The sequence below is a fragment of the Microbacterium sp. Root61 genome, assembly GCF_001427525.1.
GTDB lineage: Bacteria > Actinomycetota > Actinomycetes > Actinomycetales > Microbacteriaceae > Microbacterium.
Genome location: NZ_LMGU01000001.1, coordinates 2,167,291 through 2,193,669, shown reverse-complemented (window position 1 = coordinate 2,193,669; position 26,379 = coordinate 2,167,291). Strand labels below are relative to the sequence as shown.

25 protein-coding genes and 1 pseudogene are annotated in these 26,379 nt (G+C 68.1%); 20 read left to right on the top strand and 6 right to left on the bottom strand.

All coding sequences use genetic code 11. From position 1 onward, the window contains the following. The first annotated feature begins 8 nt into the window (after positions 1–8). The 15 genes from ASD65_RS10620 to ASD65_RS10550 all read left to right on the top strand — a co-directional run bounded on the left by ASD65_RS10620 (position 9) and on the right by ASD65_RS10550 (position 14,786). A complete protein-coding gene (locus tag ASD65_RS10620) occupies positions 9–1,607 on the top strand; it encodes an ABC transporter substrate-binding protein (protein WP_056222235.1) in 1,599 nt (532 codons plus the stop codon). Positions 1,608–1,658: 51 nt separating this feature from the next. Continuing rightward, positions 1,659–2,606, top strand: coding sequence for an ABC transporter permease (locus ASD65_RS10615; RefSeq protein WP_056222232.1), 948 nt, complete (start codon positions 1,659–1,661; stop codon positions 2,604–2,606). 7 nt (positions 2,607–2,613) lie between these two features. Beyond that, complete coding sequence (locus tag ASD65_RS10610) at positions 2,614–3,429, top strand: ABC transporter permease (protein WP_056222229.1); 816 nt, start codon at positions 2,614–2,616, stop codon at positions 3,427–3,429. 19 nt (positions 3,430–3,448) lie between these two features. Continuing rightward, entirely contained in the window at positions 3,449–4,417 is a 969-nt protein-coding gene (locus tag ASD65_RS10605; protein ID WP_056222226.1) for an ABC transporter ATP-binding protein, read from the top strand. A gap of 13 nt (positions 4,418–4,430) precedes the next feature. After that, positions 4,431–5,306, top strand: a complete 876-nt coding sequence (locus tag ASD65_RS10600) for an ABC transporter ATP-binding protein (protein WP_162248492.1) — start codon at positions 4,431–4,433, stop codon at positions 5,304–5,306. Then, positions 5,299–6,324, top strand: coding sequence for a Gfo/Idh/MocA family protein (locus ASD65_RS10595; RefSeq protein ID WP_082561693.1), 1,026 nt, complete (start codon positions 5,299–5,301; stop codon positions 6,322–6,324). Before ASD65_RS10600 ends, ASD65_RS10595 begins: the two co-directional genes overlap by 8 nt. Further along, positions 6,321–7,166 (top strand): hypothetical protein, encoded by an 846-nt coding sequence (locus ASD65_RS10590; RefSeq protein WP_056222221.1) that lies wholly within the window; start codon positions 6,321–6,323, stop codon positions 7,164–7,166. Before ASD65_RS10595 ends, ASD65_RS10590 begins: the two co-directional genes overlap by 4 nt. Continuing rightward, entirely contained in the window at positions 7,153–8,301 is a 1,149-nt protein-coding gene (locus ASD65_RS10585) for an amidohydrolase family protein (protein ID WP_056222218.1), read from the top strand. Before ASD65_RS10590 ends, ASD65_RS10585 begins: the two co-directional genes overlap by 14 nt. Further along, positions 8,298–9,200, top strand: coding sequence for a 3-hydroxyacyl-CoA dehydrogenase family protein (locus ASD65_RS10580; protein ID WP_056222215.1), 903 nt, complete (start codon positions 8,298–8,300; stop codon positions 9,198–9,200). Before ASD65_RS10585 ends, ASD65_RS10580 begins: the two co-directional genes overlap by 4 nt. A gap of 106 nt (positions 9,201–9,306) precedes the next feature. After that, positions 9,307–10,407, top strand: coding sequence for a zinc-dependent alcohol dehydrogenase (locus ASD65_RS10575; protein ID WP_056222212.1), 1,101 nt, complete (start codon positions 9,307–9,309; stop codon positions 10,405–10,407). Beyond that, the gene (locus tag ASD65_RS10570; protein WP_156378835.1) at positions 10,404–11,624 is read left to right on the top strand and encodes a hypothetical protein; all 1,221 of its coding nucleotides are present in this window, start codon (positions 10,404–10,406) and stop codon (positions 11,622–11,624) included. Before ASD65_RS10575 ends, ASD65_RS10570 begins: the two co-directional genes overlap by 4 nt. Next, positions 11,621–12,478, top strand: a complete 858-nt coding sequence (locus tag ASD65_RS10565) for a fumarylacetoacetate hydrolase family protein (RefSeq protein WP_056222208.1) — start codon at positions 11,621–11,623, stop codon at positions 12,476–12,478. Before ASD65_RS10570 ends, ASD65_RS10565 begins: the two co-directional genes overlap by 4 nt. Positions 12,479–12,488: 10 nt before the next feature. Continuing rightward, positions 12,489–12,869 (top strand): RidA family protein, encoded by a 381-nt coding sequence (locus ASD65_RS10560; protein WP_056222205.1) that lies wholly within the window; start codon positions 12,489–12,491, stop codon positions 12,867–12,869. A 114-nt stretch (positions 12,870–12,983) separates the two neighbouring features. Continuing rightward, positions 12,984–13,778, top strand: coding sequence for an IclR family transcriptional regulator (locus ASD65_RS10555; protein WP_056222202.1), 795 nt, complete (start codon positions 12,984–12,986; stop codon positions 13,776–13,778). Between the two features lie 81 nt (positions 13,779–13,859). Further along, on the top strand, positions 13,860–14,786 hold the full coding sequence (locus ASD65_RS10550) for a phosphotriesterase family protein (RefSeq protein ID WP_056222198.1): 927 nt from the start codon (positions 13,860–13,862) through the stop codon (positions 14,784–14,786). Here the strand turns inward: ASD65_RS10550 and ASD65_RS10545 are convergent. After that, positions 14,755–16,482 (bottom strand): threonine/serine ThrE exporter family protein, encoded by a 1,728-nt coding sequence (locus ASD65_RS10545; RefSeq protein ID WP_056222196.1) that lies wholly within the window; start codon positions 16,480–16,482, stop codon positions 14,755–14,757. The two genes, ASD65_RS10550 and ASD65_RS10545, sit on opposite strands and share 32 nt — an antisense overlap. A gap of 308 nt (positions 16,483–16,790) precedes the next feature. Here ASD65_RS10545 and ASD65_RS10540 point away from each other — a divergent pair, with 308 nt between their 5' ends. Both ASD65_RS10540 and ASD65_RS10535 read left to right on the top strand, forming a co-directional pair. Continuing rightward, the gene (locus tag ASD65_RS10540) at positions 16,791–17,618 is read left to right on the top strand and encodes an alpha/beta fold hydrolase (RefSeq protein ID WP_162248491.1); all 828 of its coding nucleotides are present in this window, start codon (positions 16,791–16,793) and stop codon (positions 17,616–17,618) included. After that, complete coding sequence (locus tag ASD65_RS10535) at positions 17,615–19,597, top strand: flavin-containing monooxygenase (RefSeq protein WP_200948651.1); 1,983 nt, start codon at positions 17,615–17,617, stop codon at positions 19,595–19,597. Before ASD65_RS10540 ends, ASD65_RS10535 begins: the two co-directional genes overlap by 4 nt. A gap of 1 nt (position 19,598) precedes the next feature. Here the strand turns inward: ASD65_RS10535 and ASD65_RS10530 are convergent, their stop codons facing one another. Further along, complete coding sequence (locus ASD65_RS10530) at positions 19,599–20,429, bottom strand: IclR family transcriptional regulator (RefSeq protein ID WP_056222190.1); 831 nt, start codon at positions 20,427–20,429, stop codon at positions 19,599–19,601. Between the two features lie 120 nt (positions 20,430–20,549). On the opposite strand from ASD65_RS10530, the gene ASD65_RS10525 reads away from it, so the two are divergent. From ASD65_RS10525 to ASD65_RS10515, 3 genes are read left to right on the top strand one after another with little or no spacing between them, the layout of a single operon-like run. Then, complete coding sequence (locus ASD65_RS10525) at positions 20,550–21,893, top strand: MFS transporter (protein WP_056224736.1); 1,344 nt, start codon at positions 20,550–20,552, stop codon at positions 21,891–21,893. Beyond that, the gene (locus tag ASD65_RS10520; protein WP_056222188.1) at positions 21,890–22,630 is read left to right on the top strand and encodes an SDR family NAD(P)-dependent oxidoreductase; all 741 of its coding nucleotides are present in this window, start codon (positions 21,890–21,892) and stop codon (positions 22,628–22,630) included. Before ASD65_RS10525 ends, ASD65_RS10520 begins: the two co-directional genes overlap by 4 nt. A gap of 4 nt (positions 22,631–22,634) precedes the next feature. After that, a complete protein-coding gene (locus ASD65_RS10515; RefSeq protein ID WP_056222185.1) occupies positions 22,635–23,441 on the top strand; it encodes an SDR family NAD(P)-dependent oxidoreductase in 807 nt (268 codons plus the stop codon). Positions 23,442–23,471: 30 nt separating this feature from the next. Here the strand turns inward: ASD65_RS10515 and ASD65_RS10510 are convergent, their stop codons facing one another. From ASD65_RS10510 to ASD65_RS10500, 4 genes and pseudogenes are all read right to left on the bottom strand, one after another. Continuing rightward, positions 23,472–24,431 (bottom strand): NAD(P)/FAD-dependent oxidoreductase, encoded by a 960-nt coding sequence (locus ASD65_RS10510; RefSeq protein ID WP_056222182.1) that lies wholly within the window; start codon positions 24,429–24,431, stop codon positions 23,472–23,474. Then, positions 24,424–24,554 (bottom strand): annotated as a pseudogene (locus ASD65_RS18775) (ferredoxin); the annotation flags it as partial. The pseudogene ASD65_RS18775 and the gene ASD65_RS10510, both read right to left, overlap by 8 nt. Positions 24,555–24,597: 43 nt before the next feature. Further along, the gene (fdxA, locus tag ASD65_RS10505) at positions 24,598–24,924 is read right to left on the bottom strand and encodes a ferredoxin (protein ID WP_056222179.1); all 327 of its coding nucleotides are present in this window, start codon (positions 24,922–24,924) and stop codon (positions 24,598–24,600) included. Next, positions 24,921–26,366 (bottom strand): FAD-dependent oxidoreductase, encoded by a 1,446-nt coding sequence (locus ASD65_RS10500; protein WP_056224733.1) that lies wholly within the window; start codon positions 26,364–26,366, stop codon positions 24,921–24,923. Before ASD65_RS10500 ends, fdxA begins: the two co-directional genes overlap by 4 nt. Positions 26,367–26,379: the final 13 nt, after the last annotated feature.

Below are 26,379 nucleotides of genomic sequence, written 5' to 3'. Positions count from 1 at the left end.
GAGGCACCGTGAAATTCCGTTCATCAATCGCGATCGCGGCGACTGCCGCACTAGCCGTCGGGCTCGTCGGCTGCACCGCAGCGGGCGGGGGAGGAACCGCAAAGCCCAGCAGTGGCGTCGATCAGTGCACTGACGCACCGACGGCCGGTGGCCACCTCACCGTTGCCAAGCAGAACGAGACCCTGTCTCTGAGCCCCTATGCAACGCCGGGCGGATTCGGCGACACCGAAGCACTCAACCTGGTCTTCGAGACGCTGGTCCGCATGGATCCGACGGGTGCGACCCAGGACATCGTCGACGGCGTCGCCGACGATTGGTCTGTCGCCGAGGACGGCATGTCCTACACGTTCCACATCCGCGACGGAGCCACGTTCTCGAACGGCCGCGCCATCACGGCGGAGGACGTCCAGTACACACTCGACAACTGGTCCGACCCGGAGACCAGTCAGTGGGCATCTTTCGCACGCGGCTACGGATCGACCACGATCGTCGACGAGTCCACCGTGAAGATCGAGATGACCGAGCCGATCGGCGGGTTCCTGTATTCGTTGGCGATGGTCACGGCAGGAGTCATCCCCAAGGCTGAGGCCGAGGCTGCCGGGGATGCGTTCTTCGACGCCCCCATCGGGAGCGGACCGTTCGTCGTGGACGAGTGGGTCAAGGGCTCGTCCATCAGTTTCGTCAAGAACGACAAGTACTGGGATCCCGCCGGCCCGCTGCTGGACAGCGTCGAGTTCCGGTTCATCACCGACGACAACAACCGCACGCTCGCCCTCCGCTCGGGTGACGTGCAGATGGTCGACATCGTTCCGTGGTCGCAGGTGGAATCGCTCCAGTCCGAGGCGGCGGTGACGATCGAGCAGTTCGAGATCCCCTCGTGGATCCTGCTGTCGATGAACAATCAGCAGGGCCCCTTCTCCGACCAGAAGGTGCGCCAGGCGCTCTCGCTCGCGATCGATCGGGAAGGTGTCAACGAGAAGGTCTACTTCGGCCTCGGTGAGCTGCCCAACAGCATCCTTCCGCGGCTGCGCTTCGATGCAGGGTCGGATGAGATCGCGCCCACGTCGTTCGACGTCGACCAGGCGAAGACGCTGATCGCGGAATCGGGCTACCCGGACGGATTCGAGGCCACGCTCGAGTACCCGAGTGGGAATGCAGCGTTCGACAGCCTCGCCGTCGTGCTTCAAGCGGCATGGGCCGACCTCGGCGTCACGATCGAGTTGCTCCCGGAGGACCAGGCGACGCTCAGCAAGAACTTCACGGGAGGGACTTACGATCTGATGCTGCCGTACTCGTTCGCGGCGAGCGACGTCCCGATCCCCGACGAGTTCGCGGAGTTCTATGGCGTGGCCGGCGGGACGAACGGGTTCTTCACATGGTGGAACGATCCTGAGATCGAGGACATGATCCTGGAGTTCACCGGCACCATCGACGAAGACGAGCGCGCGGCTCTGTGGCCGCCGATCCAGGAAGCGATGCTGGACGCGCAGCCTGCGATCAACGTCCTGAACCTGCCCCTGGTCGCCGGACGATCCGGTGACGTGTGCGGTTTCACGACCAACCCGATCGGGCAGAGCACGTTCACGTCGACCTGGATCTCCGGTTAGGTCCGTATCGCATCGTGCTAGTCGTTTTCACGCTCCGGGGGAGGTAAAGGCATGTTCCTCTACTTCCTCCGGAGGCTCGTACTGAGCCTCGGCCAGCTTCTCGCGCTCGCCATCATCGTCTTCCTCATCCTTCAGGCTGTTCCCGGTGACCCGGTCAGGATCATGCTCGGCGAGCGGGCGTCGCCCGAGTACGTCGAGGTCGTCCGGGAACAGATGGGACTGAATGAGCCCGTCCTGACCCAGCTCTGGATGTACCTGTCGAGGCTCGTCACGGGCAATCTCGGCGACTCGGTCATCTTCGGCCAGTCGATCAGCTCCCTGATCGCATCGCGGATCGAGCCGAGCGCGTTCCTGATCACCTACGGCCTGCTTCTGGCGATTGTGGTCGGATCGGTGCTCGGCATCATCGCGGCGATCCGATCCGGCTCCGTCGCCGACTTCTCCATCCGCATCCTCGCAACGGCGATCTTCGCGATGCCGGCGTTCTGGGTAGGTCTCGTCCTCGCGCTCGTGTTCGGTATCCAGCTCGGGATGTTCCCGGTCTCGGGATACGAGTCCGGTATCGCCGGCGCCTTCCGTACGCTCACGCTTCCCGCGGTCGCCCTGGCACTCTCGCTCATCGCAGTCGTACTGAGAACGCTGCGAGCGAGCATGAAGCGAGTCCTCGGCACCGAGTACGTCGAGGCCGCCCGCGCTCGTGGTTACTCGGAGAATCGGATCATTCGGCGTCACGCGCTGCGAAACGCGGTCACTCCGACGATCTCGGTCATTGCGGTCGTGCTCGGCTTCCTCATCGGCGGCACCGCAGTGCTCGAGCAGGTCTTCAGCATCCCCGGGCTCGGTTCGCTGCTGGTGCAGGCGGTCGAGCGTCGGGACTATCCCGTCGTCCAAGTGCTTGCTCTGCTGGCAGGAAGCGTCGTCATCATCGCGGGCCTCGTCGCAGACCTGCTGCAAGCCGCGTTGGATCCGCGGGTCAGGAGTGCGATCCAGAATGGTTGACCTCACAATGCGCACACGCAAGCGCACCTGGACCATCGAGACGACGATCGGCGCAGCGATCGTCGGGACCGTCGTCGTCGCGGCCATCGTGGGCCCGGTCGTCTCCCCCTGGGATCCGAATACTCCCGATGTGCTCGCCGCACTCGAACCGCCCTCCTTGGAACACTGGATGGGCACGGACTCCGCGGGTCGTGACGTCTTGACACGTTCGCTCGTGGGTACTCAGATCTCGCTGTTCGCGGGAGTGGCCGTCACGCTCGCCGCCCTCGCCCTCGGTACGGTCATCGGCGCCCTCGTCGCGTACGCCGGAGGGTGGCTGGACGCCCTCGTCTCGCGGGTGATCGATACCGCGATCGCCATTCCATTCCTGGTCGTCGTCTTGGCCACGGTGGCGATCCTCGGTGTTGGCACGCTCAGCGTGGGCCTTGGCATGGTCGTGGTCGGCTGGGCCGTCTACGCCCGCATCTCGCGGGCCGAGGTGCTGTCGCTGCGCGAGCACGAGTTCATCATGGCAACCCGTTCCCTCGGGTACACGTCATCCCGCATCCTGATGCGTCACGTGGTCCCGAACGTGGTCCGACCGGGGCTGACCTTCGCCACGATGGACGTCGTCGCCGCGATGGTCGTCTTCGCCGCGATGTCGTACCTCGGTTTCGGTGCGCAGCCGCCGACCGCCGACCTCGGTTCGATCATCGCCGGGGGACAGCCCTTCCTCCTGACCGCGTGGTGGATCTCCACGCTGCCCGCCGTCATCCTGATCGCTCTCGGTGTCGGAGTCGGCATGATCGACGACGGCTTCTCGATCCGACGACAGGGGCGCTGAGCCGATGAGTGGTGTGAACATGACCGATCCCCTGCTGGAGATCGAAGACCTGCGGATCGGATTCGCCGCGAAGGCAGCCGATGCCGAAGCGACTGTTAGGGGAGTGAGCCTGCGGATCGATCCCGGCCGCATCGTGGGACTCGTGGGAGAGTCCGGCTCAGGCAAGAGCCTCACCTGCCGAGCGATCATGCGCCTGTTGCCGGACCGGGGTCACGTGCTCTCGGGGTCGGTCTCGTTCGGCGGGCAGGACGTGCTCGGGTTCACCCGGGACGAACTGCTGGAGTTCCGCTCGACCCAGGTCGGCATGATCTTCCAGGACCCGTTCTCGTCCCTCAACCCGACCTTGCGCATCGGGGCGCAGATGACCGAGGCGCTGCGCTCCTCGCTTGGTGTGTCGGAGCAGGAAGCCATCGCGCGAGCGACGTCCTTGCTCGATCAGGTCGACATCCCCGATCCGGCGAAGAAGCTGGGGATGTACCCCCACGAGCTGAGTGGTGGCATGCGCCAGCGAGTCATGCTGGCGATCGCGATGGGCGCGGGTCCTCGTCTGCTGATTGCCGACGAACCCACTACCGCGCTCGACACGACCACCCAGGCACAGATCCTGCGTCTCCTGCGCAGCGTGCGCGAGGAGAGCGGAACCTCGATCCTGCTCGTGTCGCACGACTTCGGCGTGATCGCGGAGATGTGCGATGAGGTCGTCGTCATGTACGGGGGATTCGTCGTGGAGTCCGGCCCCGTCGAGGAGGTGTATCTGCGTCCTCAGCACCCTTACACGCGAGCTCTGATCGCCGCGGTGCCGACCCTGACGGTGCCGGAGCGCGGCTATCGCCGACCGACGATCCCGGGCCCTCCGCTCGGCACGACCCCCTATCAAGGCGGATGTCCCTTCGCCCCGCGCTGTGTTCAGGCGAGAAGCGAGTGCCACGAAGTTCCTATGACGCTCCTCGGCGTCGACGACCGTCACGTGACGGCGTGCCCGTTCTGAGATGGATGAATCCATGCTGATCAACGAACCCATCCTCTCGGTGAGAGGCCTCACGAAGGTGTACCGCCCGCGGGGCGGCGCACTGCGGATGCCGGGCCAGGCGAAACCTGCCGGACTCGCGGCCGTCGACGACGTCTCGTTCGACCTCGGTCAGGGCGAGATCGTGGGGATTGCGGGCGAGTCCGGCAGCGGCAAGTCGACCACGGTGAAGTGCGTCGCCCGACTCGTCGATGCCGACGCGGGCGAGGTCTGGCTGGACGGTGTGAACCTCATGACGCTCGAGCGTGCTCGTCTGCGCGCGGCGCGGAGCATGCTGCAAGTGGTGTTCCAGGACCCGTACTCGTCCCTCAATCCTCAGATGCAGGTGGGCGCGGCGATCCGCGAAGCGGGAGTCGCGCATCGGATCGCGGGCGCGAAGGAGCCCCGATTCGTCACGGACCTGTTGGACAAGGTCCGTCTTCCGGCCTCGTATGCCCAGCGCCTTCCACGAGACCTCAGTGGCGGGCAGCGTCAGCGCGTCGCGATCGCCCGCGCGCTCGCACCTCGGCCGAAGGTGGTCATCGCCGACGAGGCGGTGAGCGCGTTGGACGTCTCCGTTCAGACCGAGATCGTGAATCTCTTCCTCGACCTGCGGGATCAGACGGGCATCTCGGTGATCTTCGTGTCCCACCAGCTGCCGGTGCTCTCGGCTCTGGCCGATCGACTGATCGTGATGAAGAGCGGCCGGATGGTGGAGATCGGCGATACGCGCGAGGTGCTGGCGAACCCTCGGGATGCCTATACCCGCGCACTGCTGGACGCTTATCCCGACCCGGTAGCGGCGTTGCGCAGAAGAGGGTTCGAAGCCAGGGACGACGACCGTTCTCGACAGGGGGAGTTCAATGTCTGAGCCGTACCGCGAAATCCGCCTCGGGGTGTGGGGTGCAGGATCCATGGGGGCACGCGTCGCCCGATCGGCGGCGACGCTTCCCGGCGTCGTTGTTGGAGCGATCATCGACGTCGACGAGGCTCGAGCCCGCGACGTCGCCGCGAGTGTCGGAGCAGTCGCCGCTGGCTCCCTGGAAGAGGCGTGCGCCGTCGCCGACATCGATGCCGTCTACATCGGGCTGCCCAATGCCGTCCATCGAGATGCGGGCATCGAGGCCGCTCGCCGCAACCTGCATGTCCTGATCGACAAGCCGCTCACGACGGACCTCGCGGACGCCGACGCCGTACTGAGTGCCGCAGCGTCCTCGTCCGGGTTCTGGATGATGGGATTCAGCTACCGTTTCCGCGAGGAGTGGAGACGTGCGCGGGAGATCATCCGCAGCGGCGGGATCGGCGAGCCGTATTTCGTCTCCGACAACGTGATCGAGGCGTATCGCGTCACACCCGCTTGGTACTGGAGTGCGGAGGCCGGGGGAGGGACACTCCATCTGCAGAGCCACCATGTCTTCGACCGATGGGAGTGGCTGCTGGGCGCCGATGTGACGGCGGTCTCGGCCCAGACCCCGACCACTGAGCGGGCCGATGCGGAGCTCGCGGTAGTCGTGGCGGCTCGCATGGGTCCGTCGATCGTGGGCTCGTCCGCGATGTCATTCGGGGTCGGATACGACGCACCGCCGCGGATCTCATTCACGGTCCAGGGGACGCGCGGAATGCTCGAGCTGGATGAGACGCGGCGGCTCACTGTCGCCACCGCGGAAGGGCTCGTCGAAGAACTGCATAGCGACGACGATTGGCTCGTCACCCAGCTCTCCGCCTTCATCGCCGGGGCCCGAGGAGTGCTCGCCGATCAGCCCACCCTCGCGGCGGGACGCCGGGCAGTCCAGCTCGCCGAAGCCGCCGCGCTCTCGACATCGGATGGTGCCTGGATCAGCACGCCGCGTTCCTTGCCGCGCATCGCGAGCACCGGGGCAACCCCGTGACCGGGTTCGAGCAGGCGATGACACGTTCGGGTGAGAGTGCCGGACACTCCGGCGTCGCCGCCCATCACTCGATCCACGCCGAGCTCGCGGCGATCCTTCCGGCCCCCGGTTGGGCCATCGTGTTCGGCGACAACGACACCGGCCTGCACGATCTCCACTTCTACGTGTGGATCATCCGCTGCGGCTCGACGGTCGGTCTCATCGATGCCGGGCTCCCGCTCGATGCGGTCGAGGCGGATGCGCTCGGCGCGACCAACCAGGCGTTCGGCGACCCGGTCGGCTTTCGGCAGGTCCGCACCCTGCCGGAGATCCTGGCGGACGCGGGCGTGGACCCCGCGGAGGTCGCCTTCGTCGCCATCACGCAGACCGTCACCTACCATTCCGGCGGCATCGACGCGGCACTTCTGCCGAACGCGACGTTCTACCTTGCTCGCGACGGTGTACGGGAGTTCCTCGAGGATCCGCCGGGACACCCCGCACCCGAGTTCTACTTCTCGGCGTCATCGTGGGACAGCCTGCGCACGCTCGCGATCGAGGGCCGGCTGCGATTGGTCGCCGAGCGGGAGCAGGTTCGCCCGGGCGTCCTGTTCGAGGTGACCGGAGGACATCACCCTGGCTCTGCGGCAGTACTCATCGACACTTCCGAGGGTGTTGTGGGGATCATCGAGACCGCTTTCGTGAAGCGGAACATCGAATCGGGTACGCCGATCGGGATCGCCGAGGACATCGCCGCCGCGCGCCGTGCGACGACGTCGCTCGGATCGCGGTGCGATCGCCTCGTCGCCATTCACGATCCCGCCAACGGCACGGACTTCGCGGAGGTGGCGGATGAGCGGCGATAGCGGACGGGCCACCATCCGGGCGACGGTGTTGCGCGGCGGTGTCGTCCACGATCCGGAGACCGGTGTGGCGACCGGAGGTGATGTACGGCTCGCGGACGGCATCATCTCGAACCTGCCCGCTGCGCCGTCGGACGACGTGATCGATGTCACCGGGTTCGTCGTCGCTCCGGGGCTCGTCGATCTTCACACGCACGTGTTCTCCGGCCAGGACCTGGGGGTTCCCGCGGATGACATCGCGTTCCCATCGGGGACGACGACGATCGTCGACGCCGGCAGCGCCGGAGCGCACCTCATCGGAGCGTTTCGTGCCACGGCGGTCGAACGGTCTTCCGTCCGGATCCGCGCCCTCCTCAACATCTCGTCCATCGGAACGACCAGCATCCGCCTCGGTGGCGAGCTGGCCTCGCCCTGGTACGTGTCGGAGGATGCCGCGGTCGAAGCGATCGAGGCGAACAGGGACTTCGTCTTCGGGGTCAAGGTCCGCGCATCGGCCGACGTGGGTGGTGCGCACACGCGAGCTGCGCTCGCGGCAGCCAGGCGCGTCGCCGATCACGTCGATCTTCCTCTCATGGTGCATCTGGGGCCGGCGCCCGCGGGGGTCGACGAGATCGTCGACACGCTCCGTGCGGGAGACATCCTCACGCACGCCTTCACCGGCTGGGAGGGCAATACGGTCCTCGGTGAGGACGGCAGAGTCCGCCGCTCCGTACGTGCCGCGCGAGAACGCGGCGTGCTGCTGGATGTGGGCCACGGAATGTCGGGCTTCAGCTTCGAGGTGGCGCGCCGGATGATCGCGGAGGGTCAGCAGCCAGACACGGTCAGCACCGACATCCACACCTACTCGCGTGACATCGTCGTGGATCTCCCGACCGTCATGTCCAAGTTCCTCGCCCTCGGCATGCCCTTCGCCGATGTGCTGCGCAGCGCGACGGTCACGGCGGCCGCGGCCGCTCGGTCGGATGCCGGAACGCTGCGCCCTGGCCGCCCCGCGGACGTCGTCGTGCTGGAGCGAGTGCCTGGGCGAGTCGAGTACGACGATGCGTTCGGTGGAAGCGCCGTTGGTGGCGAACGCCTGCGCGTCGTGATGACGTACGCCGGGGGGCGACTCGAATACGACGGAAGGAGGCTGTCATGACGCGAATACGCACCGCCGTCGTCGGAGGCGGAATCATGGGCGGAGGGATTGCGATCGCACTCGCCCGTGCCGGGCATGAGGTGACGGTCATCGAGCCGGACGAGGGGGCTGCGGCCTCGCTGAAGGATCGCCTGCGCGCCGATGGGCCGCCGACCGCTGGGGAGACTCCCACGATCACGCCGGATCTCGAGGCCGTCTCATCCGCCCGGCTCGTGATCGAGGCGGCTCCGGAGGATCTCGCGCTGAAGCAACGACTGTGGACGCGCCTCGGTTCCCTTGCTCTGGTCGATGCGATTCTCGCGTCGAACACCTCCTCGCTCGACATCGATCGACTGGCCGAGTGCGTCCCACAGCCGTCGCGCGTCCTGGCCACGCACTGGTTCAACCCTGCCTACGAAGTGGAGTGTGTGGAGGTGGCGCCGGGCACGGCCACCAGCAACGATGTGTTGGAGAACGTCATCGACGTCCTGCGGCAAGCCGGCAAACGGCCGGTCATCGTCCGCAACGGTGCGGGATTCGTGGCGAACCGCATCCAGTTCGCCGCCATCCGGGAGGCACTGTTGTGCATCGAGGAGGGCATATCGGCCGAGAGCGTCGATGAGATCGTGAGCTCGTCCTTTGCGCCGCGGTTGGCCGCGTTGGGGCCACTTGCCAATGCCGATCTCGGCGGGCTCGACACGTATCTGGCCATCTTCGAGGTGCTCCGCGCTGCCCATGGAGAGAGGTTCTCCCCTCCCAGCATCCTGAGCGCTCTCGTGGCGGAGGGGCGCCTGGGCGTCAAGTCCCTCGCCGGCGTCTTCGATTACACGCCTGCGAGCGCCCGCGAAGTCGCCACTCGCCGGGATGACCGCCTGTCGCGCATCATCGCGTCCGCTCACGAACCGGCGGTGGACTCGTGACCGGGTGCGCGCGGGGCGGCAGGAGCTTGCCCCGCCGATCGAAGACCTGTCATGCTGTTCGTATGCATGAAGTTAGTTTCAGAGGGATGAACCAAGGGATGGCTCCATGCGCGCTGTAAGACTGGAAGAGATCGGCAGAGTAGGCCTGGTCGAGGTGGATGACGCCCTACCGGGACCGGGAGAGATCGTCGTCGCGACGATCGCCACGGGCATCTGCGGTTCGGACATCCACGGGTACACGGGCGAGAACGGACGACGCTTCCCCGGCCAGGTGATGGGCCACGAGACCGTCGGCCGCATCGCCGCAGTCGGCGCCGAGGTCGATCCCGCGCTATACCCGCTGGGAGCGCTCGTGACCGTGAATCCCGTGATCGTGCCGTCCGAGGAGATCAAGCAATACGCGGGGCGCGAGCAGCACGACCCGCGTCGCCGGATCATCGGGGTCGACCCCACGATCGTCTCCGCTTTCGCCGAGCAGTACGCGGTGCCGGTGGCGAACGTCGTCGTGCTCCCGGAGATGGAGAACCCTCTTCTCGCGGCCCTCATCGAGCCGCTGGCCGTCGCCCTGCATGCGGTGCATCGGGTCGGTGTGCAATCCGGTCACGTCGTCCTGGTCGTGGGAGGAGGCCCTATCGGCCAATCGTGTGTGCTGGCCGCGCAACGTGCGGGGGCCTCTCTCGTCATCGTCTCCGAGCCCAACGAGGGGCGGCGCGAGGTATGCGCGGCCCTGGGTGCCGAGGTGCTCGATCCGACTCGCGCCGGCGTGCCCGATGCCGTCCGCGCACGAACCGACGGGCGTGGTGCGGACATCGCGATAGACGCCGTGGGAAGCTCTGCGACGATCGGCGATGCGTTGCGATCGACGATGCTCGGTGGCGGCGTCTGCCTGGTAGGAATGGCCACGCCGAACGTGTCCTTGGATGCCTACCGCATCAGCACTGACGAGCGCGTGCTCGTGGGCAGCTTCACCTACCCGGCGAAGACCTTCCAAGAGGCAGCGGAGTGGGTCGCGGAGGGCGCACCGGTGCTGAGCACCCTCATCAGCGAGGTGGTCGCACCGGGCGATGCGGATGCGGTGTTCCAGCGGCTGGGGCGAACGTTGGATGTGCCGGGAAAGGTCCTGATCCGATTCGCGGCCGACAGCGCCCCGGTGTTCGCGAGCGCTGCCATCGATGCCGAGACGATGACCGTGGAGGGGGCGTCATGATGGCCGACGCCGGGGCGCAGGGCGCCGATGGGCAGGACACCCTTTTCGACCGGCTCGGTGTTCGCCGGGTCATCAACGGCGTCGGACCGGCCACCCGTCTCGGCGGTCTGACGCTTCACCCCGTCGTCGTCGAGGCGATGCGCGAGGCTACGATCAATCCCGTCCGTATGGACGACCTGGAACGATGCGCAGGACGCGAGCTGGCACGGCTGCTGGATGCCGATGCGGCCTACGTGACGTCCGGCGCGGCGGCCGCACTCACCCTGGCGACGGCGGCCATCATCGCCGGCGCGGATTCCGCACGCATGGATCAGCTCCCGCGGATCGCCGACGCGCCGCATCGCGTGATCGTGCTCGCCGCCCACCGTGACCCGTACGACCGTGCCCTCGAGGCCGCCGGAGCGGAGCTCGTCGTTGTCGGATACCCGCACTCGACCCACATCGGCGAGATCGAACGGGCGCTCGACGGGGATGTGGCGGCCGTGCTGTACCGTCCCGGCCGGCCGGGGAACCACCCCACGCTCGCCGCGATCGCCCGACTGGCCGGTTCGCGAGGCGTGTCCGTTCTGGTCGATGGGGCACTCTACGCCCCGCCGCTGGAGAACCTTCGACGCTGGCTCGACGACGGTGCCGCGCTCGTCGCCCTGAGCGGCGGCAAGCACTTCCGGGGTCCCCAGGCGAGTGGGATTCTTTGTGGACGCGCGGACCTCGTCGAACTCGTTGCTCTGCTCCATCAGGACATGGACGAGCGCGAGCAGACGTGGGGCCGTGATCAGAGCATCGACACTCCGCCCCGTCACGGTATCGGCCGGGCGATGAAGGTCGGACGCGAGCAGATCGCCGGTCTTGTCGCCGCTGTCGAGCGCTATGTCGCGGCGCCGGGAGCGGACGACGCGGCAGGGATCCGTGAGCTGGTGCGCCTCCGAGAACTGCTGACGGAGGAGGGGACGCCGGTGATCTGGAGCGAGACGTCTCCCTTGGGCGTACCCGTCCTGGAGCTCGATCTCGTTGGCGCCGGTGTGGATGCCGACGCTTTCGCGAACGGTCTCGCGATGCTCGAGACGCCTGTTTACCTGGAGGAGTCGGAAGTGTGGCGTGGTGCGCTGCTCGTGCATCCGATGGCACTCGCAGAAGGGGATGCGGAGAAGATCGCGACATCCGTGGCCCGAGTGATCGCGGATCTCGCTTCGTCGACTGACGTGGAGGACGACGCATGAGACTCATGAGGGTTGGCCCGGCAGGTCGCGAACGCCCCGTCGTCTCACGCGCCGGGGGCACGTGGTTCGATGCGACGCCGATCGCGGCCGACTATGACCCGGAGTTCTTCTCGGGCGACGGCATCGCGCGCCTGCGCGCGGCGCTGGAGGGCGGCGCGCTCGTCGAGGCTTCGATCGAGTCGGATCGCATCGGGCCTCCGCTCGTGCGAACGCCGTCGATCGTGTGCATCGGGATGAACTATGCGGCACACGCGGCGGAATCGGGCGCGTTGCCTCCCGAAGACGTCGTCGTCTTCTTCAAGAAGTCCAACACGCTCGTCGGACCGAACGACCCGATCACGCGACCCGATCCGCGTTCGACGTTGGACTGGGAGGTCGAGCTCGGCATCGTGATCGGCGCTCGCCTGCACGGGGAGGTCACCGATGACGAGGCGCTGAGCGCGATCGCGGGATACGTCCTGGCCAACGATCTCAGCGACAGGTGGTCGCAAATCGAGTGGTCTGGCGGTCAGTGGTCGAAGGGGAAGAGCTTCCCCGGCGCGTGCCCTCTGGGCCCGTGGATCGCCACGACCGACGAGGTTCCCGATCCGCAGGATCTGGCACTGCGGTCGTGGGTGAACGGTGAGCCGCGTCAGTCGTCGTCCACCGCCGACATGGTCTTCTCGGTCGCCGCCATCCTCGTGGAGCTCGCGCGTGTCATGGAACTCGAGCCCGGCGACATCGTGCTGACGGGGACGCCGCAGGGCGTCGCGTTGTCCGGGCGATTCCCCTATCTCGCCGAGGGTGACACCGTGCGTTTGACCATCGATGGGCTGGGCGAGATCGCACAGACCGTCTTTCCTGTGAGCGACTGAGGAGGTCGATATGTTCATGGATATCGTCGGATACACCGAACAGGCTCCGCCGCCTGCCGGGCCGTATTCGCAGAGCCGTCGGCGGGGTCAGATCGTCGCCTGCGCAGGCCAAGCAGGCATCCGAGAGGACGGCTCCGTCGAGGATGGCTTCGAACCGCAACTGCGAAGAACATTCGCCAACCTCGGTGCCACGCTCGCGGCGGCCGGAGCCGACTTCACGGACGTGATCCAGGTGCGGGTCTTCCTCACGGATCCTGCGCAATTCGCCGAGACGAACGCGATCTACGCCGAGTTCTTCTCGGCTCCGTATCCCGTTCGGACGACGGTGACGGTCACGCTCCCGACCCCGCTTCTCGTCGAGGTGGATCTGCTCGCGGTGGTCGACGGGTGAGCGGGGCGATGCGGGCTGCTGCCGTGTCGGAGGTCTCGCGCTCGGCATCGTGCTCCGCGAGCGATGGCACAATGACGATCACCCCTTGGACCGACCTCGTGAGAGTGACATGTCATGACTGAGCAGGCACAGAGCGTCAAATCCGCCCAGCGCACCCTGGAGCTGCTGGAGGTCGTCGCGCGATATTCAGACGGCGTCACTTTCGTGGAGCTGGCCGAGCAGCTGCCCTATCCGAAGAGCAGTCTCCATGGACTGCTTCACACGATCGTCGCGATGAAGTGGCTCACGCTGGACCCTGACGATCGACGGTACTCGATCGGCGTGCGCCCCTGGGAGGTCGGGCAGGCATTCCGTCGCAGCCGCGATCTCGTGATCCGCGCACGCCGGTATCTCCGAGAGGCGAACGAAGCGCTCGACGAGACCGTGCAATTGGGCATCCTCGATGACCTCGACGTCGTCTATCTCGACAAGGTCGAGGGCACGCAACCGCTGCGACTGGTGTCCAGCGTGGGCAGCCGCCTCCCCGCGTATGTGACCGGGATCGGCAAGGCCCTCCTGAGCGGTGTCCCACTGAGCACGCTGCGTGAGCGGTTCGTCGGCCAGTCGCTGCCCGGGTACACGCCGCACACGATCACTTCGGGGGAAGAGCTCCTCGAGGTGATCGAGAAGGTGCGCAGTCAAGGCTTCGCGACGGATGACGGGGAGTACTCACACGGTGTGTTCTGCGTCGCCGTACCCATCACCGGCCGAGGCGGACGTGTTGTTGCAGCGCTGAGCTTCTCCGTCCCGAAGGCGCGATTGGACAGCGGTGACGTGACCGTCGAGCGGATGATCGAGGTGCTCACGTCGTCGGCGACGTCGATCTCGGCGGCGCTGGAGACCCCGGCGCCAGCAGTCTCCGCCGGCTAGGTCGGGTCCGGAGTCGAGGCTGTCAGCGGGACCCCTGCTGACGCGATTTGTTGTTGATCGAAGGACAAGGACAGGGAGTCCATGGTGCAAGGACGTGTCATGACGGTGCTCGGCGAAGTCGAGCCCCAACAGCTCGGAGTCACACTCACCCACGACCACATCCTGGTCGACGGGTGGGGTCTCCGGCAGCTGTATGAAGCGATTCTCGATGACGAGGAGATCGCGCTGGCGGAGCTGATCCGATTCCGCGAGGCGGGAGGCGGCACGATCTGCGACCCGACCAACAACGGACTCGGGCGAGACCCGGAGGCGCTCGCCCGTCTCAGCAGAGCATCCGGAGTGCAGATCGTGATGGGCGCCGGGTGGTACCGCGAAGTCGTCTATCCGCCCTTGGTCGCCACCACCTCAACAGCAGCGCTCGCCGCGATGCTCGTTCGCGAGATCACGGATGGAGTCGGCGACTCAGGAGTACGCCCCGGATTCATCGGCGAGATCGGCACGGAGCGCGGGCACATCACGCCGGCCGTCGAACGCGTCTTCCGAGCCGCCGGTCGTGCCCACGCGGAGACAGGTGTGCCGATCCTCACACACACGACGCATTGGGGCGAGCTGGCGCTCGATCAGCTCGATCTCCTCGCGGAGGAGGGCGTCGAACCGGGAGCGGTGATCGTCTCCCATCTGGGCGACCGCAAGGGCGTCGAGCATATGCTCCCGATCGTCGACCGCGGCGCGTGGGTGAACATCGACAACCTCGCGTTCGTTCAGGGCTACGCGCCGCTGGAATTCCGCATCGACAACATCACGGAGATGTGCCGACGCGGTCTCGCAGACCGCGTCATGCTGTCGAACGACATCTGCGAGCTCGGCCAGCTGGCCGCCTACGGTGGCGTCGGATACGACAACGTGATCACCAACGTCCTTCCCCTGCTTCGTGAGCGCGGTGTATCCGAACCCGACATCCACCAGATGACGGTGCTCAACCCCGCGCGGGCGTTCGCGTTCCGCTGACGTCCAGTTCGTCGAAGCCCTCGAGCACATCTGGCCCGGACTTCGCGAATCCTCGGAGCGACCCGCTCAGCGCGAGCCCGAGCAACACTCCCAGGGCGATGGCCATCATCGTGGCGACGGTGGTGATGATCGTGCTGGCACCGCCCATGTTGCCCTCGAGGACGCTGGCGACACCGGCGAGGCCGAGCGCTCCGGGCACCAGGAGCCAGAAGGCGGGCAGGAAGCTGACGAGCGCCGGTGGGCCGTTACGCTGCCGGGCGATGACGACAGCGACAGGCGTCATGACCGCGGCCCCGACGAGTGCCGACAGCACCCCGTCGAAGAAGACGTCTCCGAGCACCTGGGCGCCGTACGCGACATAGAGTACGACCAGGACCCAGCCGATCGACTTCGGCGGGGCGCACTGGTAGACGGTGATGCCGACTCCGAACACCGCCACAGCGATCCATGGTGCGACCGCGCCGAGCGGATTGGCCGCGCTGGGGGTGTACGCCGGAATGCCGACGAGTGCGGATGCCGCGACGATGCCGGTCGCCAGCAGAAGCAGGCGCATGGCACCCGCGGCTGCGCGAGCAGCTCCCGACATGATCTGCCCCGTCGCGAGCTCGATGACGGCGATGGTCAGCAGGCCACCGGGCAGGAGGATGACCAGCGGTGCGACAAGGGCGGGCAGGACACCCGGGTCGAGCACGCGTGCAACGACGAGCACGATCAGGGAGACGCTCAGCGAGATGGCGACCACGATGAGCGCCTGGTAGCTCGAAGCGAGGTGCTCGGTGAGGAGCAGCGCGGTGCCGACGGCGAGTCCCAGAAGTCCGGCGAGCAGAACGCCCAGCCAGGACGACCCGATCAGCACGCTGAGTGCCGCAGAGAGGAGACCGTAGGCGCCGATCCGCTGCATCCGGGAGAACGGTGCCGGAAGGGCGGCCAGGCGGCCGACCTGTCTCCGGACCCATTCCGCCGCGCCCGGCCGGGATCGGGCGACGCCGACGATCCGGTCGACCATGTCGACTTGGTACAGCAGATAGGGAGCGTCTCCGGCCACGACGGCCCGCGTCTGCGCCATGGAGCTGTCGGCGGAGGAGACGAGGATCGACGTGGGAAAGATGATCGCCTGAACCGTCGGCCGGCCGCTCGCGGCCGCCAGGTCCTCGAGGGCGTCGCGGACGAGACCGACCGGATACCCGCTGTCGATCATTGCTGTCCCGAGCGCGGCCATCGATTCCAGGACCACGGGGGTCGGGACCGGCTGTGCGGGAGCCACAACGGCGTGCGCCGGGGCGCGGGGGCGCCGGCGCAGCAGCACCCAGACCAGCAGGCCGCCGGCGAGGAGTACGCCGATGGCGATGGCCAGCGTGGGGAGCTCGATCGTGGTGTCGGCGATGGCGGGAGGCACAGCCGGCAACGGGGTTGGTGTGGAGGTCGACGTCGGAGAAGGCGTGGACGAAGGAGTCGGAGTCGCCGAGGGGGTCGGACTCGCGGAGTCATCAGGAGTGGGCTCGACGGTTGCCGACTCGGTCGGGTCCGGTACGACGGCGCCGGTTTCGGTCGGCGTGGGAGTCGGCGTCGCCGACTCAGTCGGTGCCCCCAGGGCGATCGTCGCCGCCGATCCATTCGCTCCCGGGCCGGTGCCCGAGGCCGAGCCGGCCGCCGATGTGGAGGCGGACAGGACCAGGATGAGGGCGGCTACGGCCATGCCGACGAGCCCCGCGGAGGGGGACCTCCGGGCCTTGATCCCTCGCATCGGTGTCGCCTCTCGTCGCCTTCGTGTGCGGCGCATCGGGGGTGGCAGATATCGTACGCGCGGTCGCAGAACACGACCAGGGCCTTCTGACGGTGTTCAGCCCCGCCGGCCGGACGGCGCTGGACAGCTCCGTCGGGCGACGGTGGCGGCGATCACGCCGCGGTCACATTATCGAAATGTGAGAACCGCCCTGGGGGGATCGGCCAGCGTCCCGAACGATGGTGAGCGATCGCACATCGACGACACGCAAGGGAGCGCTCATGGTCACCTACAAGACGGTACGGGCCGGAGGATTCGAGACCCGTTATCTCGAGGCGGGTGACCCGTCCGCACAGACGGTCCTCCTCATCCACGACGGTGCCTACGGCACCACGGCCGACCTCTGCTGGGGAGATGTCGCCGAGCGGCTCGCCCCGCAGTTCCATGTCCTCGCCCCCGAGATGCTCGGCTGGGGCGGAACAGACAAGGTCATCTACCTCGACCGTGCCCCGTACCCGTGGCGCATCGACCACATCGCGGCCTTCCTCGAGACCGTCGGCGCATCCGACGTGTTCGCCGCCGGAGCCTCGTTCGGCGGCTCCCTCGTGCTGCGTGCATCGATCGACCCGAGCAACCCGTGGTCGATCCGTCGCGCGGTGTCGATCGGCGGCGCGGGAGGCCTGTACCGGGATCCCGAGGGCGTCCGCGCCGGCGCGGAGTACACGCCGAGCATCGAGGAGGCGCGGCGACTGACTGGCCTGATCGTCACCGACCCCGACAGCCTTGGTGACCACGTCCGCCGTCGCTACGAGGCCAGCCTCGCGCCCGGGCACTGGGAGGTCATGAACGCCCCCCGGCTGAAGAACCCCGCCACGGAGCGGCCCGGATTCGTCGACCCGTTCCCGGCTGCACTCGCCGACCTCGATATCCCGCTGCTCTTCATCGAGGGAAGCAGGGACCCGCTGCTCGACTCAGGATGGGCCGAGAAGCTCGCCGCGCAGTCGGCCCGCGGGACGGCCGTCGTCGTCGACGCCAGTCACGAGCCCAACATCGACGAGCCGGGCCTGTGTGCCGAACTGCTCATCGACTTCTTCCGGAGCGACGCGTGACCTCACTCGCATCGTCGAGCACGACCGGGTTCGGTCCGGTGGCGACGGGAATCGATCCGGCGACGTGGGCGGTCAGTGACGCCGACCTGCGCCGCATCGTCGACAGCGCGGACGTCCCCTCGCTGCTGGCCGCGCTCGCGCAGCTCACCGGCGACCGGGACATCCTCGACGACCGGTGCCGCCCGCCCGAGGTGACGATGAGCGCCACCATTCCGCCGCAGGGCGGGCTCACCGCCGAGCAGGTCGCGCTCGCGCGCGCGTCGGCGACGTCGGTGCTGATCGACATCCGCGACGGGCGTCGTCCCATCGATCCGGCGGCCACCGGCATCCTCGACGACATCGTCGAATACCTGACCGGCCGCTCCGACCACCGCTACCGCGACCTCCTGCACCACGAGATCGCGCTGACCGGCGACGCAGGCGCGCCCGGATGGCACGTGGACGACCCGGGTCGTCGTGCGGTCTCGGCCGTCGTCATCGGCGCGGGTCTGTCCGGCATCATCGCCGGGCACCGCCTGCGGCAAGCCGGCGTCGACTTCACCATCCTCGAGAAGAACAACGAAGTGGGCGGCACGTGGTGGGAGAACACGTATCCCGGATGCCGGTTGGACACCGCCAACTATGCGTACAGCTTCTCGTTCGCGCAGAAGCCGGACTGGCCGTCGCACTTCTCCGAGCAGCCCCACATCCGCGACTACCTGATCGACGTGTCGCGCGACGTGCGGATCCGCGACCGCATCCGGTTCGACACCGAGGTCGTCGACGCGCGCTGGGACGAGAGGGCGTGCCGGTGGACGGTCACGCTCATCGGCTCCGACGGCACCCGCGAGCAGATCGTCGCCGACGCGGTGATCTCCTGCGTGGGGCAGCTCAACCAGCCGCGGATCCCTGAGATCCCGGGCATGGGCGACTTCGCGGGGGACCGGTTCCACTCCGCGCAGTGGCCCGCCGACTTCGACCCCGCCGGCAAGCGCATCGCCGTCGTGGGCACGGGGGCGAGCGCCTTCCAGATCGCCCCCGCCGTTGCCGAGGGCGCCGCCCACCTCACGGTCTTCCAGCGCAGCGCGCCGTGGATGCTGCCCACCCCGCACTATCACGCGCCGATTTCCGACGACCTGCAGTGGCTGTTCAGCCACCTTCCCAACTACGCGCGCTGGTATCGGTTCTGGCAATTCTGGGTGTCGGTCGAGGCACGCCTGCCGCTGGTGGTGGTGGACCCGACGTGGGACGAGCCCGGCTCGGTGTCGGCGGCCAACAAGCGCCTCCGGGAGGAGCTGGAGTCCTTCCAGGTCGAGCAGTATCGGGACCGCCCGGACCTGCTGCCGCACGCCATCCCGGACTATCCGGCGGGAGTCAAGCGGATGCTGCGGGACAACGGCGATTGGGCGCGAATGCTCCAGCGTCCCGACGTGCACCTGGAGACCAGCGGGATCGCCGCCGCCGATGAGGCCGGTCTCGTCACGGCCGATGGCGAGCACCACGACGTCGACGCCGTCGTGTTCGCGACCGGGTTCCGGGCCGACGAGTTCCTGCATCCGATCTCCGTCCACGGACGCGGCGGTGAGACGCTCGAGGACTATTGGGGTGGCGACGCGCGTGCGTACGCGACCGTGACCGTGCCGCAGTTCCCGAACCTCTTCGTGATCCTCGGCCCCAACTCGGGGCTGGCCGCGAACGGCAGCATCATCTTCATGACCGAGTCGGCCGTCGAGTACACGCTGGCCTGCCTCGAGGTGATCTCCGGGGGTCAGGCGGACGCACTCGAACCCACCGCGGAGGCACTGGACGCCTTCTGCGCACGCGTCGATGAGGCGAACCGTCTGCGTGCGTGGGGTATCCCGGGCGAGCGCACCTGGTACAAGAACGCGTTCGACCGCGTGTCTCAGAATTGGCCGTTCGACCTCGTCGACTACTGGGATCTGACCCGTGCGCCGATGCTCGAGGACTACCGGCTGCTGCACCGCTCCGAGACGAGCTGAGTCACCCCCGGGCGGGCGGATCCCAGCCGAGGAAGCGCGAGATGCTCGCTCCCGTCGCTCGCAGCGCCGGGAGGCAGGAGTCGATCAGTGCGGGGTCGTTGTCGAGGATGAGTGACAGAGCGGCGACGACCTCGCCCGTGCGATCGCGCACCGGCACCGAGATGCCGGCGGTGTCGGGCGTGATCCATCCCGGCAGCGACGCGAAGTTGTCGCGTCGGAACCGCGCGGTCAGCCGCCGCAGCTCCTCGATCGTGGCTTCGTGGACGCGCGCGCCCGGCGGCGGTTCGGCGACGAGCCAATGCTCGCCCACGTCGGCGCCGAGGATCTCGGTCTGCCGGTACGGCGGAAGGTAGGCGGCGAGGAGGAGGCCGGACGAGGTCACCCGTGCCGGCACGCGCTGCGCGGGGCTCATGATGTTGCGCACGCCGGATGACGCCTGCAACCGCTCCAAGTACACGGTGTCGGTTCCGTCGAGCACGGACAGCTGTGTGTGCTGCTGGACGATACGCCGCAGATCCTCCATGAACGGCAGGGCGATCGAGCGCAGCCGGAGGCGCGGGGCGCTGCGGGTGCCGAGCTCCCACAGTCGCAGCGTGGTGCGCAGCATCCCGTCGCCGGCGCGTTCGAGGAGGCCGTAGGCGATGAGCTCCCGGACGATCCGATACACCGACGACGAGGGCAGACCGGTGCGTGCCGCGAGCTCCGGGACGGTCAACGCCGGGTGGGTCTGATCGAAGCTCTCCAAGATCCGCAGCACGCGACCCAGCGGTGCATCGGGTCGACCGTGTTCGTCCCCCGAGGAGGGGGCGGCGTCGGCGTCGGGGCGGGACATAGCGCCATATTATCGATATCTGAGAACGCTCCTTACCGAGCCGTGGACGCCTGGCCGACACTGGTCGACGCGGCGCGATTCCTCACGCCGGATACCCCAACCGACGACGATTGGACCGCCATGACAGTGACCGCAGAGTCACGGGCCGCAACCGACCCGCACGTGCGCCGCGAACAGCGACGCGTGCTGGCCGGAACCATGATCGGCACCACCATCGAGTGGTACGACTTCTTCATCTACGCGAACGCCGCAGCGCTGGTGTTCGCTCCGCTGTTCTTCGCGCCGGCCGGCAGCGAAGGCCCGGTCCCGCAGATCGTGGCATTCATGTCCATCGGTGTCTCGTTCCTGTTCCGCCCGCTGGGCGCGATCATCGCGGGCCACATGGGGGACCGCATCGGGCGCAAGGCGATGCTGGTGCTCACACTGCTGGTCATGGGGCTGTCGACCACGTTGATCGGTGTGCTCCCGACGTACGCGGCCATCGGCATCGCCGCGCCGCTGATGCTCGTGCTGCTGCGGATCCTGCAGGGACTCTCTACCGGTGGCGAGTGGGGCGGCGCCGCGCTCATGGCCGTCGAGCACGCTCCGGCGAAGCGGCGGGGGTTCTTCGGCGCGTTCCCGCAGCTCGGCGCGGCGGCCGGTCTGCTGCTGGCGACGGGCGTCACCGCGACCGTCACGGCCATCACCGGCCCCGAGGCGTTCCTCGCCTGGGGCTGGCGTCTGCCATTCCTGTTCAGCGCCGTGCTCATCGTCGTCGGCATCATCATCCGCAAGACCATCTCCGAGTCGCCGGCGTTCGCCGACATCGAGGCGAGCCGCGCCAAGAGCCGCATGCCGATGGTCGAGGTGTTCCGCTCCAACTGGCGGCAGGTCCTGCAGGCCACGTGGGCCTACGCGGGCATCAACGCCGCGGCCTACATGGTCATGGGCGGGTACTTCCTCAACTACGGAACGACCCAGCTCGGTATGAACGCGACCCAGATCCTCGTGGTCATCTCGGTGGTCAACATCGCATGGATGGCGTTCATCCTCTGGTCCGGCACACTGTCGGACCGCTTCGGCCGGGTGCGCGTCTTCCAGGTCGGCATGATCGCGCTGATCGTGTGGCTGATCCCGCTGTTCCTGCTGGTGGACACCGGCAACATCTGGATGTTCGCCCTCGGTCTGCTCGGACTCGCGGTCGGCCTCGGCATCCCGTACGGTCTGCAGTCGGCGATGTTCGTGGAGATGTTCCCGGCCAACGTCCGCTACTCCGGCGCCTCGCTGGGCTACGCGATCGGCTCGATCATCGGCGGTGGGTTCGCGCCGACGATCGCCGTGTGGCTGCAGACCTCGACCGGTTCGACCATCCCGATCGCGGTGTACCTGATCATCTGGGCGGTCATCTCCCTGCTCGTCGTGTCGACGGTCAAGGACCGCACCGGGAAGCCGCTGCTCACGTCGAACAGCACCTTCGACCGATGAGCACGACCCGTCGCGTGATCGTCACGGGTGGCGCCGCCGGCATCGGCGCGGCGGTCGTTGCTCGTCTGCTGGACGCCGGAACCCGGGTCGCGGTCTTCGACCGTGACCCGGGCGAGGCGCACGTCGACGCCCGCACCTATGCCGTCGACATCCGTGACTCCGCCGCCGTGGAGGCGGCCGTCTCCGCCGTAGCCTCCGAGTGGGGCGGCATCGACGGACTCGTCAACAACGCGGGCGTCGGCACACGCGGTTCGGTGATGGACGCGACGGATGACGACTGGCTGACGGTGCTCGACACCAACGTCATCGGCACCGCCCGCATGTCCCGCGCGGTGATCCCGCACATGGCATCCTCCGTGGCACCGCGGATCGTCAACATGTCCTCCGTGTCGGCGGTCACCGGCGTCCAGGGCCGCGCCGTGTACAGCGCCTCCAAGGGCGCGATCCAGGCGCTCACCCGCGCGATGGCCGCCGACCACGTCGCCGCCGGCATCCTCGTCAACTGCGTCCTGCCCGGCACGACCGAGACCAGCTGGGTCCGCCGGCTGATCGACGCCGAACCCGATCCGGTCGCGGCGCACGAGGCCTTCGCGAGTCGTCAGCCGACCGGTCGCCTGGTCACACCGGAGGATGTCGCAGCCACTGTCGCCCTGCTCCTGGACCCCGCGTTCACGTCGGTCACCGGCGAGAGCTTCGTCGTCGATGGCGGCATGAGCGCTCTGCGTCTCGGAGTCTGAACGGATGACCGCCTCAGATCGCAACACCCCTCCGCTCGCCGTCGTCACCGGCGCGGCATCCGGAATCGGCGCGGCGCTGGTCGTCGACCTTCTCAGTCGCGGCTACCGCTGCGTGGCCGTGGACCTGGACGACCACGGGCTCGCCGAACTGGCCTCACGCCTCGACCGGGACGCCAGCGAGCGTCTGGTCGTCGAACGAGCCGACGTATCGGCTCCCGACGACCTGCTCGGCGTGGCGGCGCGAATCGCGGCCTCCCCGGTCGACCTCCTCTTCAACAACGCCGGCGTCGTCTTCAACTCCGTGCCGCTGTGGGAGACGCCCCCTGCCGCATCGGACTGGGTGTTCGACGTCAACGTGCACGGGGTGCTGAACGGCATCCGCGCGTTCGTGCCGGCCATGATCGCCGCCGGGCGGGGGACGGTCGTGAACGTGGCCAGCCTCGGCGGGTTCCATGTGCGATCCGTGCCCGGCTGGCGCCAGGGACTGTACTCCGCGTCGAAGGCGGCCGTGTTCGCGCTCTCGGAGGCGCTGGAGCAGGAGGTCGAGGGCACCGGCGTTCGTGTGTCCGTCGTCGCGCCCGGCGCGGTGCGGACGCGGATCGCAGATCCGGGGTCGCCCCTGCGTTTCGGCGTCGATGCCACGACCGAGTTCGCCCGCACCCGCATTCAGTCCGGTGGCGACGCCGGAGAACTGGCCGCGGAGATCGTCGATCGGGTGCTGGCCGGAGAGTTCCTGGTGTTCGTCGGGTCGGAGGATCGCGCGATGATCCGCGAACGGCACCACCGCATCGAGCAGGCCGCCCTCCGCTGACAGCCTCCCCGACGCACCGCGACCGAACCGTCAGTGCGCCGTGGTGACGCCGATGAGGTCGTGGATGAGAACGGCGGCGGCCCTTGCACCCTGACCCGCGGCGACGATGAGCTGCTGCGGACCGGGGGCCGCTGCATCCCCCGCCCCATACAGCCCGGGCACGTTCGTACGGCCCGAGCGGTCGATGACGAGATGCCCGTCGTCGTCGCGGTCGACCGGGACGCCGGCGAGGAACTCGAGCGCCGGGTCCCACGCCGGGCGCACGAAACCGCCCTCGACGGGCACCCGTGTTCCGCCCTCGAGGCGTACGGCGGTGATCAACCCGCGGTCGCCTTCGAGCTCCGCGATGCGGCGGCGCTCGACGCGGATTCCGGATGCCGCGAGCTCCGCCTCCTCGATCGTGTCGATGGCGTCCGACCCATGGGTGAAGACGGTCAGCGCGTCCGTCCAGCGCGCGATCAGCCGGGCGCGATCCGCGAGATCGGATGCCTCGCCGATGAGCGCGAGCGGACGATCCTGCAGCTCCCAGGCGTCGCAAGCCGCACAGCTGAACAGTGACATCCCGTAGAAGCCGCGCAGCCCGGGCACGTCGGGGAGCGTCTCACGCAGCCCCGTCGCCACCAGCACGGACCGGGCGAGGACCGACCTCGGCGCCTTCCGCCCTTCGACGGTAGCGGCGAAACGCGCACCCTGGCCGTGCAGCATCGAGGAGCGGATGCCGGTCACGCGGCACCGCGTCAGCACCTGCACGTCGGGGTACGCCTCGAGCTCGGCACGCGCCAGACGGCGCAGTTCGTGCGGCGGAATCCCGTCGCGGGTGAGGAACCCGTGCGAGTTGACGGTCGCCGCGTTGCGCGGTCTATCGGCGTCGACCACGAGCACGCGGGCACGCGCCCGGCCGAGATTGAGCGCGGCCGACAGCCCTGCGGGGCCGCCTCCGACGATGAGGACATCGACGACGACCTCATCCGGAACCGGCGTGTCAGTCATGGTCGGCCTGCGGAGGCAGTTCAGCGATGATCGGGTGGTCCTTGTGGATCACGCCGACCTTGGCGGCTCCGCCCGGGGATCCCACGTCGTCGAAGAACTCGACGTTGGCCTTGTAGTAGTCCGNACGATGAGGACATCGACGACGACCTCATCCGGAACCGGCGTGTCAGTCATGGTCGTCCTGCGGAGGCAGTTCAGCGATGATCGGGTGGTCCTTGTGGATCACGCCGACCTTGGCGGCTCCGCCCGGGGATCCCACGTCGTCGAAGAACTCGACGTTGGCCTTGTAGTAGTCCGACCACTCTTCAGGCAGGTCGTCCTCGTAGTAGATCGCCTCGACCGGGCAGACCGGCTCACACGCACCGCAATCGACGCATTCGTCCGGGTGGATGTAGAGCGACCGGTCGCCTTCATAGATGCAGTCAACCGGACACTCGTCGATGCAGGCACGGTCTTTCACATCCACGCACGGAAGCGCGATCACATACGTCATGAGAGGGTCAGGGCTCCCGATCGCGAGACGTCGACCTGCTCCTCGCGGGGCACGACCTTGACCCGCTCGCGCGTGTGCACGTGCCCGGCCCCGAGCGCGCGCTCGTGTGCGTCGAGGGCGCGCCAGCCGTCCCACGTCGTGTACGCGACGTCCCGCGCATCGAGCGTCTCGAGGACGTCGCCGTCCACTGTGCGCGCCTGCAGGGCACCGGCGGTGGCATCGGCCACCAGATGGGCGATGGTCTCCATCGCGTCCGACTTGGTGTGACCGATGAGGCCCACGGGTCCGCGCTTGATCCAGCCGGTCGCGTACAGGCTCGCGATCGGGGTGCCTGCGGCCGGGCCCACGCGGCCAGAAGCTCCGTCCGTCGCGTCGGCGGCGGATGGAGTGGCCGTGGAAACCGTCACCCGTCCCTCGGCGTTCGGGATCACACCGCGCCGCTCGTCGAAGGGGGCGCCCACGACAGGGGTGCCGTGGTACCCGACGGCGCGGTAGACGGCCTGGACGGGGAAGTCGCGCACCTCGCCGGTACCGACGACGCCGCCCTCGGGCGCCGGGGCGGTGCGCTCGAAGCGCAGCGCCTCAACGCGGTCCTCGCCCAGGACGGCGACCGGCGAGTGGAAGAAGTGCAGGTGCAGGCGCCGGCTCGCACCGGTCGTCCCGCGCGTGCGCCACGCCTCGAACGTGCGCAGGATGACCTTGAGCTGGTTGCTCGATCCGGCGGCGAGCTCGAGGTCGGCGAAGTCCTCGTCGGTCAGCACGATGTCGACATCCGGCACCTCGCCCAGTTCGCGCAGCTCGATGGGGGTGAACTTCACATCGAGCGGTCCCCGGCGTCCGAAGACGTGGACGTCGGTGACAGCGGAGGCCTCCAGCCCGGCGAGCACGTTGTCGGGCACCTCCGTCGAGCGCAGATCCACGGCGTGCTTCGCGAGGATGCGGGCGACATCGAGGGCGACGTTGCCGTTGCCGATGACCGCCACCTCCGCGGCGTCGAGGGGCCACTCGCGCGGAACGTCAGGGTGCCCGTCGAACCAGGAGACGAAGTCGGCGGCGCCGTACGAACCGGGCAGGTCGATGCCCGGGATCTCGAGGGCGGCATCGCGGATCGCGCCCGTCGAGAGGATCACGGCGTCGTAGCGCTCCTGCAGCTCGTCGAGCGAGATGTCGCGACCGACCTCGACGTTGCCGATGAAGCGGATGGTGCCGGCATCCAGCATCTCGTGCAGCGAGGTCACGATGCCCTTGATGCGCGGGTGGTCGGGTGCGACGCCGTAACGGATGAGCCCGTACGGCGCCGGGAGCGACTCGAACAGGTCGATCGCGACGGTCGCCGCACGGCCCGAGCCGTCGTCGAGATCGCGGATCGAGTTCGCCAGGATATTGCCGGCATAGATCCCGGCGGGGCCTGCACCGACGATGGCGACGCGCAGCTCGAGCAGCGGCGCGGTGATA